Here is a 12,674-nt window from a genome sequence, read left to right as displayed (position 1 = left end):
GAGATGAGTTTATCTCCTTAATTAGCAATGAATGAATCATGCACTCTTTTCCAGAATGGAAAAGGGCGGAATCTGGCAAAGCGGATCTTTTCATCAGCCACTCGGCACTGAATCGACTTTACATCCTCTTGAAGAAGGGTTAAATGATCGATGGTAATTTGAAAATTGACCGCATTCACAGGCCGGAACATACACGTATGGTGCGCCGGCAGCAATAGCGGCGAACCGACAGTCCTGAACACACGATTATTGATGGATGCCAATTCGGTGATCTGGATGGCATCGATGGATGGGTGGACGATGGCTCCCCCAAGAGCCTTATTATATGCCGTGCTGCCCGATGGGGTCGCGATGCACAGACCATCCCCGCGGAACGTTTCGAAATGCTGGCCGCGTATCTCGACATCCATCACGAGCGTGCCTTCAACGCTTTTGACTGTCGATTCATTCAAAGCCAAAAACCTGGCCTCACGTCCTCCATGCTGATAGCGGACAATCGTTTCCAGCAAAGGATATTCCACAATTTGAAAGGGGGTTTTTGCTAGCGCTATCACCAATTTTTCTATTTCATCCGGCGTCCAATCCGCGTAAAAACCCAGATGCCCAGTATGCACACCAACAAAGGCCGTTTTGTCCAAACGATTCTTATAACGGTGGAAAGCATATAATAATGTGCCATCACCGCCGACCGAAATGACAATATCCGGCTGATCCTCGTCATAGTCCAACTGAAAGTCCTGGAGATACGTTCGCATCCTTTGCATCAAGGTATTCGATTTTGCATCCCCTTTTGACGTAATCGCAAATTTCATGTAATCCCACCTTACCTTTAGATAACTTTGTATTTACTATTTCATGCGTTCAAGAATCTTTCTTCCTTGAAAAAAGGCGCTGTGCTTCCTGGATTTCCGTCCGGATCTGCGACATCTCTGCATCAAGCAGGAAAGCCGCTTCAGCCGCACGTTTCAGCCGCAGTTGGATATCTTCCGGAAAAATGCCTTTATATTTATAATTTAACGAATGTTCAATCGTCGCCCAAAAATTCATTGCGAGTGTCCTGATTTGAATTTCGGCAAGGATATTTTTTTCGCCATGTATCGTCTGGACCGGATAACGTATGACCACATGATAAGAACGGTAGCCGCTTGCTTTTTTATGGGAAATATAATTCCTTTCCTCAACGATCTCGAAATCATTGCGGCCACGTAACAGTTCAACCACTTGTGCGATATCATCCACAAACTGGCACATCATCCTAAGACCTGCAATATCCTGAATCTCGGTTCCCAATTTATCAATCGGAATGTCCTTCAGACTTGCCTTATCCAAAATGCTGACAATCGGCTTTACCCTGCCCGTAACAAATTCGATGGGGGAGTGAATATTCTCACGCTCAAACTGCTTCCTTAATCCCTTTAGCTTAACCTTCAATTCTTCGACAGCCTGTGTATAAGGCGCCAAGAAATCGTCCCAACTCTCCATTGCCACACCACCTATATCTATCTAAAAAGCGCCTGTTCAACTCTGGTATGGGCAGGACGCTCTCTCCTTATCCAGCGGTTATAGGACACATTGCCTTCAACCCTGGATCCGATGAAATCCTTCACTGATAAAAAATATGTATGAGTTCTCTTTTTATGGAATCCACATCATGTGTTCAACGTTTATATTTTATCATAACCTGCAAATGATTCCTAAATATTCAAGTACAATAGCGAAAATTTATTGCCTTCCATTTGACAGCCGGACTGGTTCTTATATGATTGATTTAAATTAAAGATCAGAAAGGGAGAAACAAATGGACCAGCATATAGAAATCGAGTTTAAAAACCTTTTGGACGAAAAAGAATTCCGGCAGCTGATCGATCATTTCGAGATCGATGCCGCCGATTTTACATCACAGCATAATCATTATTTCGATACATCTGAATTCGAATTGAAAAAACGCAGCTCTGCGCTCCGGATTCGGGAGAAAAACAATCGTTATGAATTGACTTTAAAGCAGCCCGCTACAGAGGGACTATTGGAAACCAACCAAGACATCACCGCCGAAGCTGCCACAGCGTTTCTGAAGCATGGCACTTTCCCTGAAGGGCTGATCTTACGGCTCCTCACGGCAGAGGGATTCGATCCGGGAGCCTTTGCCTGCTTCGGGACTCTGCAGACGGACAGGTTTGAATTCCCATACAAGCAGGGGTTGCTCGTCTTGGATCATAGCTCATATCTAAATCAAGAGGACTTTGAGCTTGAATACGAAGTGACGGACGCAAAGGCGGGGAAAAATATTTTCCTAACCCTGCTTCAAACCCTTCAAATTCCTGAAAGAAAAACCGAAAATAAAGTTAAGAGGTTTTATCGTGCCAAATTCAGGGATTAATCCTGCTTGAACCACAATCGGAGGTGAGGAGTTTGAAAGTACAGGATTTCAAAACTTTTATCGAATTGCAGGCCCTACAGCCATTCACAAATAAAAACCATACAAATATGCCTTCATCGCAATCGATTTTTCAGGACATGCTGTCTGAACTCGTATCGGGTGATACGCTAGACGGCGCGTCGCAAAGATTGGGTTCGTTATTATCCACTGTGGAAACGGAAGCGAACTCCATCCTTCAATCAAGGGACGCAGCATCGATGGTCCCCAACACCCCTGTCTCCCCTGCCCCGGCAGGACGGGAGATGAGCGAAACCGGATCAAATTACGATGAAATCATCAGCCAGGCAGCCACTTTGTATAAGCTCCCGGAAAAGCTGATTAAGTCGGTCATCAAACAGGAATCGAACTTTGACCCTAAAGCGGTCAGTTACGCCGGCGCGGCCGGGCTTATGCAATTAATGCCCGCAACCGCCAGAAGCCTTGGAGTGAATGATGCCACGGATCCCGAACAAAACATCATGGGCGGAAGTAAATATTTAAGCCAGATGATGGCCCGTTATGACGGAAACATCCAACTCGCCCTTGCGGCTTATAACGCAGGACCGGGAAATGTGGATAAATATAACGGCATTCCACCATTCAAAGAAACAAAGAATTATGTTCAAAGCGTTTACGGGACATTTTTAAGTTAATGATAACTGACCCTTCTAGTATTCGGGGGTCAGTTTTTTCATGTTCACTCACTACCTCCAGCAGTGCAACCTAGACCCGGCTTCCCCCCCTTCTCCCGCTGTGTCATACTACAGATGTAAAATTTTCTTCAAGCTATATATTTGTTATATCAGGACGTCATTGATAAAATATGAATAATATCAACCATTTTTCTTTAAAAGGAGTAATCAACATGATGCAGGGAAACCCTACACCATATGAAATAATTGGAGAAGGGCAATTACACAGGTTAATTGATGTGTTTTACTCCAACGTTAGTCAACATCCTGATTTGAAGCCGATTTTCCCTCACGATCTAACGGAAACGGTCCGTAAACAAAAACAATTCATGACTCAATATCTAGGCGGTCCGTCTTTATATACCGAAGAACATGGCCATCCCATGTTGCGGGCAAGACATATGCCTTTTGAAATTACACCAGAACGTGCCAAGGCATGGTTATCATGCATGTATCATGCCATGGACGAAGTGGGACTTAAGGGTGAAATGAGGGAATTTTTCTATCACCGCCTCTATTTGACGGCACAGCATATGATCAATACATCCGGTATGGACGGGAAAGGAGAAGGCAGTTGAGCGCACATAAACCAGTTTTCAATATTTCCGATTGGATTAAAACACAGCATTGCTATGATATAGGAAAAAAGCCAATTGAAATTTATGTTTTTGTTGATCCGCTTTGCCCCGAATGCTGGGGCTTAGAACCAATTATTAGAAAATTACAGATAGAATATGGTCAGTTATTCAGCTTACGCCATGTTTTAAGCGGTAAAATTGATTCTCTTAATATGGGGAAAAATAAAAATTATGAAAACCTTGCTCAAGTTTGGGAAAAGACGGCCAGCCGATCGGGAATGTCCTGTGACGGAAGCCTCTGGTCCGAAAACCCAATCTCTTCTCCATATACTGCTTCCATCGCCATAAAAGCAGCTGAATTACAGGGCCGGAAATTGGCCATTCGCTTCTTAAGACAGCTTCAAGAATATGTATTCATTGGGAAAAAGGACATTTCCAATATCGATGTTTTGACGGAGTGTGCCGAAATGGTTGGATTGGATGTCGAGGAATTCCTATACGACATCAACTCGTCAAGCGCTGCCAAGGGCTTTCAATGTGATCTGAAAATCACAAGTGAAATGGAAGTGACGGAAATCCCTTCACTTGTCTTCTTCAATCAAAATATCGAAGAAGAAGGAATCAAGGTTTCGGGCGTCTATTCTTACGAGGTATATGTTCAAATTTTAGAAGATATGCTGAATGGCCTTCCGGCACCTGCCAAACCGCCCTCTCTTGAAGATTTCTTAAGCTGCTTCAAACTCGTGGCGACCAAGGAAATCGAAACGGTCTATAATATGAACAAAACTAACGTCGAACTGGAAATGAAGAAGCTTGTATTAAAACAGCTGGCTGAGAAAATTCCAGCTAAATATGGGACGTTCTGGAGATATACAAAGAAGCAATCATGAAAAGGGAAAAACCATGCAATCGAACGATTGCATGGTTTTTTATATAAGAAATAAGGGGATGGGAGAAATTTTTCACGATCAAACAAAGGGGTATAAGTTTGTATGTGATTCACTTCACAATAGTAACTATAACAGATAACCCATCCACGTATCAAGTCCTTGTGTAACATTTCACAATTTGTTCACATAATCGATGTTTATCTTCACCCATCCTTGCGATAACAAGTTTTTTGTTATGATTTCATTTATTTACACCTATTAAAAAACAAGCTCTATCTTGTGAAATAAATCACATTTATATGCATTTTAAAACTTTTACTTTTCATTACTGGTTGCCTCTTTTACTTATATACCCAATTATTAAGCAATTCAACAAAAAAAAACCCGACAAATCGTAAAATCTGTCAGGGTTTTTCCTATTTATACGAATAAAGGGGATGGGAGAAATTTCACGACTTTCAAACAAAGGGGTATATGTTTGGGATGTGAGAACTTCTATATCTGTACTATAGCAGGTTATGCACGACAATTGCAAGAACTTTGTGCGACATTTCACATTTTTGTCATATTCTTAGAATACTGCTTATTCCAAGACATAAAATCTACTATAGGAGCAGAGGTCTTTTTTCTGCATCAGGTTGGAGGTGCCATTTTGAAAGGCGTTATATTACTGATACTCTTGATAGGATCGTTATTTGTCCAGCTACTCGGAATCATGGACCTCATTCCCCTTTATTTCTCCTCGCCCATTTTATTTTTTGTTTTTTTCATCATCCTTCACAGCAGGAATCAGAGGAATCGGTTTAAAGGATTATAACCTACATCCCAAAAAGGACCCGGAGCTTGCCGGGTCCCTTCTGTATCCTATTGATTCAATAGCTCTTCCAATTCATTTAACTTCTCTTCGAATACATTCATGGCTTCTTGTACAGGCTCGGCTTTTGTCATATCGACTCCAGCCTTTTTGAGTACTTCGATTGGATAGTCGGAGCTGCCCGATTTCAAGAATTCCAAATACCTTTTGACTGCTGGTTCGCCTTCTTCAAGGATCTGCTTGCTTAGGGCTGTTGCTGCACTGATTCCTGTCGCATATTGATAAACATAATAATTGTAGTAGAAATGTGGGATGCGTGCCCATTCCAACCCGATTTCCTCATCAATGGTCACATTCTCGCCAAAGTATTTCTTATTCAACTCATAATATTCCTTCGTGAGCATATCGGCTGTCAACGCTTCCCCATTCTGCGCTTTTAAGTGGATCGTATGTTCAAACTCCGCAAACATCGTTTGACGGAACAATGTTCCACGGAAGCCTTCAAGATAATGATTCAATAAATAAATGCGTTTCTTTTCATCTTCAATCGTATTTAGTAAATAATCATTCAATAAGTTTTCATTGCAAGTCGAGGCGACCTCCGCAACAAATATCGAGTAGTTCCCGTATGGATATGGCTGACATTTGCGTGTATAGTAGCTATGGACTGAATGCCCAAACTCATGAACGAGCGTGAATAGGTTATTGACGTTATTTTGCCAATTCATTAAAATGTATGGATTCGTGCCATATGTACCGGAGGAATAGGCGCCGCTTCGTTTCCCCTTGTTTTCATGTACATCGACCCAACGGTTTTCAAACCCTTCTTTCAACACATTTAAATAATCCTCGCCTAGAGGCGCAAGACCCTTAAGGACATAATCTTTTGCCTCCTCATAGGTCACTTCCATCTTCACTTCTTTTACGAGCGGAGTGAATAGATCATACATATGAAGTTCATCCAAAGCGAGTACCTTCTTACGCAATTCAAGGTAACGGTGCAGCAGCGGCAGATTGTCATTAACCGTTTTGACAAGGTTATCGTATACGGTCTCCGGGATGTTATTGCTGCTTAAAGCGGCATGGCGTGCTGAATCATATTTCCGAACCGTTGCATTGAAGTTATGATTCTTGACCTCTCCAGACAGGGTAGAGGCAAAGGTATTGCGGAACTCTCCATACTTGCTGTATACCCCTTTGAAGGCCTCCTCGCGTACACGGCGGTCTTCACTTTCAAGAAAACGGATATACCGTCCGTGCGTGATCTCCACTTCAGTTCCCTCTTCATCCTTGATCGTCGGGAATTTCAAGTCAGCATTGTTAAGCATGCCGAATGTATTGCCTGATGCATCGAGTACCTCTGATGCCTGTGCCAATAATTCTTCCTGTTCTGCCGTTAGGATATGGGGCCTTTGAAGACTTATTTCCTCTAATGAATGTTTATAGAGTTTCAGTTCTTCTTTTTCTTCCAAAAACCCCGCCACTTTGCTTTCATCGATGCTCAACAGTTCCGGAACCATATAGGAAAATGCGGCGGCTGCCTGGGCATATAAAGCTTTCGCCCGGTCTTCCATCCCTTGGTAAAAAGGATTGGCCGTATCTTGATCATTGCGCATATGTGAATAAGAATACACTTTGCCCAGGTTTTCGAACACTTCATCTTGAAGTTGAAGAGCGGCAAATAACTTTTCTGCACTCTCGCCAAGCATCCCTTTATGTGCATCCGCTTTTTTGAGATCCTCTTTCACTTCTTTAAAGGCAGCTTCCCAATCTTCCTCGGTTGCGAAGATATCCTCAAGTCTCCAAGTATCTTCAGCAGCTATTTCATTTCTTGCCGGTAAAGTATTCACTTTTGTTTCCTGCACCATAAAAAAATCCCTCTCCATTCTATAGAAACTTGCCACTCGGCCAATCAAATGACACCGGATCAAACACTTCAGTCGGTACCAGGGCATCCATGCTTTGTTCGAGTTATAATCCCCAGTCTTATTACTATTTCTCCATTAACGAAAATAATCCTGCCCTTTCTCCTCAATTCAAGGACAAAAGAGTATCACCCCTCATTATACTGGATATTTCCCTTTTCAATCATCAACTTATGCTCATGATAGAAAGTTTCTTCCAGCATTTGTCCTTCTTCACTGTTCGAGGGAACGGACATGCGTTTTTCAACGGTGAATTCACCTTCGGCCACCTTCATGATGTAGCCCATGTTCTCCAATAGTAGAAGATGTTGCCTTAATGGATATTCCGCAGACTTATCATGAAGCAATGGTAACGTCCTGAATTTTATTTTTCCAGTCCTTGCATGATTCCGGAAATGACGGATAACATCCTTCATGTAAATCATTTCCCCAGGTCTTTTCTTTCCAAACACATCCATGTAAATCCATGCCTGCCATTCAACTGCCGCAGTCTTGATCAATAACATCCCCTTAACGGGAATCCCTATTTCAACTGGAATGGTTGCAGCCGCCAAACGGTGTAGGTAGAGCCCTTTAAGAAAAGGGTCGCCTCTGCGTGCGTTTTTCACGACATGCAGGCACCAATTCTTTCGTTTTTGTCTCCAAGCAGGAAGAAAAGGGAAGCGGGAGCATTTTCGCGGTATTAATTTATGAGGGGAAAGGAACTTCAAAGGAGCAGTCGTCAATTCGGCAAAGACAGTTCTGGGGGAAAAAGGCGTTAAGTTCTTTAATGCTGATAATTGGTTGGATTCGGGACAGAACATCCACAGGAAAGGGTGCTGGTAACTGCCAGTGACAAAAAGCCATTGAAAATCGGATAACTGGAATTCATGCTTATTTTTCCTTTTTAGGCAATTTGCCGCAAGAATCCAAATCGGCTTGATGCCCATGCTTCGATAGGCTTCAGTTCGGTCAATGAATTCGATCTCGGGGATGGTCGAGCATTGGAATTCGATTGCATAGCGGATGCCTCCTACCGTTGCCAAAATATCGGCCCTTTTCTTAATGTCAGGAAGGTAAGCTTCCAGTTCGACTTGATAATCATGTGACAAAAACCATTGAAACAATTTTCGTTTTCCGCTTAAATGATAGGCGGATTCCGGTTCCGAGGATGCATGGCACGAATGATTATTTTTGTGTGCAAAATGGGGAATTCTGACCTCTCCGGCTTTTATCGACATTTCCGATTTACAGCTTGGACAGTAATATTTCCCCGATCTCCTCCATTGCATCAGCAAGTTAGCTGGCATCTTTTCAGGAAGGGTAATCCATGTTCCATCTTTTTTTATCGCAGTCAGCATAAATCTCCTCCTCCCACATAACATTCGCTTGCACCTCCATCAATCCCTTTCAATTCAAAAAAAAAATGCCTGATCGGCATATAACGGAAACGGCATCCTTTAAAGAAGCGGTGAAAGTAATCGGCAGGTGGATTCAAGTATTTTCAATCCAACATTACGCTTGGAAAACGCATCCATTTCCACCTCTTGAGATACCTTCAAATCCTCCACAAAATCATTAACAAGCTGTTGGGTGCTTTCCGTTCTGTAGAGAAAGGCATTGACCTCGAAATTCAAATGAAAGCTTCTCATATCCATATTGGTTGTCCCGATCGAAGCCAACTGACCATCAACAATGATGATTTTACTATGCATGAAACCCTCACTATATTGGAATATGCGCACCCCCGAAGCAAGCATTTCCGGAAAATAGGTTCTCGAAGCATGGTATACGATCCGTTTGTCTGGGTTCATCGGCACTAACAGTCTGACATCCAGACCACTTAAAGCGGCTACCTTCAACGCTTGAAGGATATCGTCATCAGGAACGAAGTAGGGGGAAGCGATCCAGACAGACTTTTCTGCCGAAGTGATCATCTTGAAAAATATGCTTTTAATGACCGTCCACTCACTGTCCGGACCGCCGGCAATCAATTGGACTCCGCCATGATCATCTAGGGGCGGCATGTCGGCCATAAGATATTCATCCGTTAAAAAGCTATGATTGGTGCTGTAATACCAATCCTGTAAAAAAATGAGCTGTAATGTCCGGACCGCTTCTCCTTTTACGATAAGATGAGTATCACGCCAATAACCAAATTTTGAATCGTGACCCAAATATTCATCTCCGATATTGAGTCCGCCCACGAATCCGACAGAACCATCAATCACAATGATCTTTCGATGGTTACGGAAATTGAACGTATTGTTTAAAAAAGGAAGCTGCAAAGGTCCAAATGCGACCATCTCGACTCCACCCTGCTTAAGGTCATCGATATAGGAACGAGCCAGCCTCCAGGAACCAACCGCATCATAGAGAAAACGGATTTCCACCCCTTCACTCGCCTTTTGCAGCAAGACATCCTTTAACGTACAGCCGATGCCGTCATCCCTGACGATGTAATATTCCAAATGAATATGATGTCTCGCCTTTTTTAATTGTTCGATAATATTGAAAAATGTCTCTTGACCGTTCCTTAAAATCCGCGTTTCAGTTACAAATGAAATGGGACTATTCCCCAGCCTATTCGCAAGGGTGATTAACTGCTGTGAGCTTTCGCCCATTTCCTTTATCCGTTCGTGATGTTCCGCTTCTCCGCTTATTTTCACGAAAGATTGCTTATTCAAGAAATACTTCTTGCGAAATATCCTTTCTTTCCTGAAATTACGGCCAAACAAAAAGTAAAAAATGCAGCCGAGGAATGGAAAAGCACCAAAAACAACAAGCCATGTAATCGTTTGGGATGGATTCCTATTTTCAAGGAAAATGACAAATCCAATTATTGTCAAAAAAAGGGTCAAAGTAAGGCTTGAATAAAAAACAAATCCGCCATTGGCTTCATTCATAAGGAAAAACCAAGGGCAGACCAACAAGAGGAAAAGCAGGGTGATGCCAACTATATTCTTCACATAAGCTACCTCCAATTAACTAACGCAGGCACATAGGTGGAAAAGGCCGATTTCTACTGAAATCGGCCTCAACATTTAGGCGAAATATTTATCGACCGTTGAGAATACATCATTTTCAATAACTATTTTCCCGTACTCTTCAAGCATATGCACCGTTATTGGTGACTCCTGGCTGTATTCCAATAAAAGGCTTAGAACATTATCGATTTCTTCCTCGTCGATTTCCGCCTCGGAAAACTCGATATATAGATAATATTTATTTTGATAAACATAAAGTTTCGTTGTCCAGTCATCCAAGCCATGACGCTTGCTTAATGAAATGACATCTTCGAAATCTTCGAAAGTTGTAATGAACTCAATCATACCGTCTTCGAATGTCATGCCGCTTTCTTCATCCTTACCATGAAAATGTTGATCAAGAAGCGTATCCATCTTATCCGATACATTCAAATCCTTTAACTTATCATCTGAAAGAGGCAGCTCGAGTTTTTGACCATCCTTGGCAAGCTGGGCTTTTGTGACCAATACTTCCAAGCCTTTTTCAAGAGCTTGAACCTGAATCCATAAAGGTCCTTCAATCATGAATTCTTCTTCTTGATGCACTTCATCCATCATTTCCCAAAAAAGTTCCTCACTTCTCTCACGGCTGTACCAAATTTCTTCGCGATCGAAGCCTCTTTCCTCAATATCTATATAGGAAATATAAAATTTAACTGTATCGTCATTAATGCGTTCGATTTCCATGATTCCCCTCTCCCTTCCTTTCTCATTTTGAAGGGATAATAACCCCCAAGCGAAAATTGCCCTTAAAGCTCTTTACCCGTAAGTGAATACTCTAAATCATGTTAGTCAGTTGAACAGACTATTTTACATCATTTTATGACAAAACCTTGAAGAAGGGAAATAAAAAACATTACTTATCTAAAAAACAATTGTTTGCCTAATATTCCATTCATTCTATAAAAAAATTCATCGGCATGCAACTCTCACCGTGCACCCCGTCATTTTCCCGCACTGCCTTATGATGCCCAATATATAAGATGAGGTGCACCTCATTCATCTTTAATCTTTAAATGAAGACTGAATATAGGATATGCCCGGAAACACCAAACATCCACTTTTGACTAAGAATCGATAATTGTACCCGATTACAAAAGGAAAAAGCGAAAAAGAATCGATTATGTATAAAGAAAAAGCCCTGCACAATTCCTGGCAGAGCTTGAAAGACCTTTTTATTAGTTGACCATGCGCTGTGCTTCACGCAACTGGAAAGTACGGACTTTACGCGGTAAAAAGCGTCTTATCTCATCTTCGTTGTAACCAACTTGAAGCCTTTTTTCGTCAAGGATAATCGGACGTCTCAGCAACCCAGGATTTTCCTTGATCAATTTATATAATTCTTGAAGAGGCAGGCTCTCTAAATTCACATTTAACTTTTGAAAGGTTTTTGACCGTGTTGAAATGATTTCGTCGGTGCCATCTTCAGTCATTCGAAGTATCTCTTTGATCTCATCGATCGTTAACGGTTCTGAAAAAATATTCCGTTCTTTATATCCAATCTCATGTTCCTCTAACCATGCTTTTGCTTTTCTGCATGAAGTACAACTAGGTGATGTATATAATGTTACCATGTTTACTCACACTCCCTAAATATAGAATCGGTGATCTATGAGGGGAAATCTACTATTAGTATTCATAAGTACCACTCTAATTTGAAATAATTTTAAATAAGTATTTCATAAACCTTATTATACACTATTTTATTTAAAATGAATACCCTTTTTGATATTTGAAAAAACCCTTTAAATCTTCTTGTTTTGCCTGTACTATAGCTTTTTCTGATTTTTATGTAATACATTATCAATCCATTTTCCTAATTGAAAATACCAGGCTGTCATTCTCATTTAACTCTCAATTCGGCCCTCATATATTTTACTTTCCCTTTACTTGTATCTACCCCCTTTCCCTTTCAATAAACAAAAGCCTTTAAATATATTTTCTTTAATGACGGCCAAATCCCTGCTTTCATATGAAAAACGCTTCTTTTAGCACACACTCTTCAAAAAGTAAAAAAAAGGAATTCGAAAGCCCCAGAAGGCAGCGTCATTTCCATCCGAGAAGCTATACCTATTCCATTCCTTATAAAAAATGACAGTGGCTGCAGAAAAAAACCCCTTGTTTCCTGATATCCGCTCCCTTTCCACTTAATTTTTCGGCCGGCTTCTCCCTTTTTTCGGGCTTCCGCGTATTTATTTCGGCCCGTTTCCCTCTTTTTTCACAAATCAAAGGGCCGGTGAATGACCGGCCCTTGCAGACTGTAGACAAACTCGATGAAAATCGAGTTTGTCTATTTTTATGGCCTGTACAATTTAGACGTTGATTTCCACTCCAGGCACTCGCTTTCCGCGGGC

General features: G+C 41.6%; 11 protein-coding genes. 4 read left to right on the top strand and 7 right to left on the bottom strand.

The window, feature by feature from the left end; genetic code table 11:
- Positions 1-17: 17 nt before the first annotated feature.
- On the bottom strand, positions 18-812 hold the full coding sequence (locus AS888_RS17295) for an NAD kinase (RefSeq protein WP_061143398.1): 795 nt from the start codon (positions 810-812) through the stop codon (positions 18-20).
- Positions 813-861: 49 nt separating this feature from the next.
- On the bottom strand, positions 862-1,482 hold the full coding sequence (gene yjbM, locus AS888_RS17290; protein ID WP_061143397.1) for a GTP diphosphokinase: 621 nt from the start codon (positions 1,480-1,482) through the stop codon (positions 862-864).
- 316 nt (positions 1,483-1,798) lie between these two features.
- On the opposite strand from yjbM, the gene AS888_RS17285 reads away from it, so the two are divergent.
- The 4 genes from AS888_RS17285 (at position 1,799) to AS888_RS17270 (ending at position 4,576) form a co-directional block, all read left to right on the top strand.
- Positions 1,799-2,377: a CYTH domain-containing protein gene (locus tag AS888_RS17285; RefSeq protein ID WP_061143396.1), complete on the top strand. Its 579-nt coding sequence runs from the start codon at positions 1,799-1,801 to the stop codon at positions 2,375-2,377.
- A 23-nt stretch (positions 2,378-2,400) separates the two neighbouring features.
- Positions 2,401-3,069 carry a lytic transglycosylase domain-containing protein gene (locus tag AS888_RS17280; protein ID WP_397252050.1) on the top strand — a complete coding sequence of 223 codons (669 nt, stop codon included), beginning with the start codon at positions 2,401-2,403 and terminating at the stop codon, positions 3,067-3,069.
- Between the two features lie 212 nt (positions 3,070-3,281).
- Positions 3,282-3,686 (top strand): globin domain-containing protein, encoded by a 405-nt coding sequence (locus tag AS888_RS17275; protein WP_061143394.1) that lies wholly within the window; start codon positions 3,282-3,284, stop codon positions 3,684-3,686.
- Positions 3,683-4,576, top strand: a complete 894-nt coding sequence (locus tag AS888_RS17270) for a ClpXP adapter SpxH family protein (RefSeq protein WP_081092501.1) — start codon at positions 3,683-3,685, stop codon at positions 4,574-4,576. The genes AS888_RS17275 and AS888_RS17270 overlap by 4 nt, the downstream gene beginning before the upstream one ends.
- 864 nt (positions 4,577-5,440) lie before the next feature.
- Here the strand turns inward: AS888_RS17270 and pepF are convergent.
- From pepF to spxA, 5 genes are all read right to left on the bottom strand, one after another.
- Positions 5,441-7,258: an oligoendopeptidase F gene (gene pepF, locus AS888_RS17260; protein WP_061143392.1), complete on the bottom strand. Its 1,818-nt coding sequence runs from the start codon at positions 7,256-7,258 to the stop codon at positions 5,441-5,443.
- A gap of 185 nt (positions 7,259-7,443) precedes the next feature.
- The gene (locus tag AS888_RS17255; protein ID WP_061143391.1) at positions 7,444-8,655 is read right to left on the bottom strand and encodes a competence protein CoiA; all 1,212 of its coding nucleotides are present in this window, start codon (positions 8,653-8,655) and stop codon (positions 7,444-7,446) included.
- A gap of 99 nt (positions 8,656-8,754) precedes the next feature.
- Entirely contained in the window at positions 8,755-10,263 is a 1,509-nt protein-coding gene (cls, locus tag AS888_RS17250; RefSeq protein ID WP_061143390.1) for a cardiolipin synthase, read from the bottom strand.
- 75 nt (positions 10,264-10,338) lie between these two features.
- Entirely contained in the window at positions 10,339-11,007 is a 669-nt protein-coding gene (gene mecA, locus AS888_RS17245) for an adaptor protein MecA (protein WP_061143389.1), read from the bottom strand.
- Positions 11,008-11,498: 491 nt separating this feature from the next.
- Positions 11,499-11,894: a transcriptional regulator SpxA gene (gene spxA, locus AS888_RS17240; protein ID WP_034314502.1), complete on the bottom strand. Its 396-nt coding sequence runs from the start codon at positions 11,892-11,894 to the stop codon at positions 11,499-11,501.
- Positions 11,895-12,674: the final 780 nt, after the last annotated feature.

Origin of the sequence: Peribacillus simplex (assembly GCF_001542915.1) — a bacterium.
In the GTDB taxonomy this organism is placed as follows: domain Bacteria; phylum Bacillota; class Bacilli; order Bacillales; family DSM-1321; genus Peribacillus; species Peribacillus simplex_B.
The sequence above is the reverse complement of the archived record's forward strand: the minus strand, read 5'-3'. Positions and strand labels throughout refer to the sequence as shown.

Coding starts and splice junctions, on each gene's coding strand:
- mecA (WP_061143389.1), bottom strand. CDS start 11,007: ATGGAAATCGAACGCATTAATGACGATACAGTTAAATTTTATATTTCC.
- AS888_RS17255 (WP_061143391.1), bottom strand. CDS start 8,655: ATGCTGACTGCGATAAAAAAAGATGGAACATGGATTACCCTTCCTGAA.
- AS888_RS17275 (WP_061143394.1), top strand. CDS start 3,282: ATGATGCAGGGAAACCCTACACCATATGAAATAATTGGAGAAGGGCAA.
- yjbM (WP_061143397.1), bottom strand. CDS start 1,482: ATGGAGAGTTGGGACGATTTCTTGGCGCCTTATACACAGGCTGTCGAA.
- AS888_RS17295 (WP_061143398.1), bottom strand. CDS start 812: ATGAAATTTGCGATTACGTCAAAAGGGGATGCAAAATCGAATACCTTG.
- spxA (WP_034314502.1), bottom strand. CDS start 11,894: ATGGTAACATTATATACATCACCTAGTTGTACTTCATGCAGAAAAGCA.
- pepF (WP_061143392.1), bottom strand. CDS start 7,258: ATGGTGCAGGAAACAAAAGTGAATACTTTACCGGCAAGAAATGAAATA.
- AS888_RS17285 (WP_061143396.1), top strand. CDS start 1,799: ATGGACCAGCATATAGAAATCGAGTTTAAAAACCTTTTGGACGAAAAA.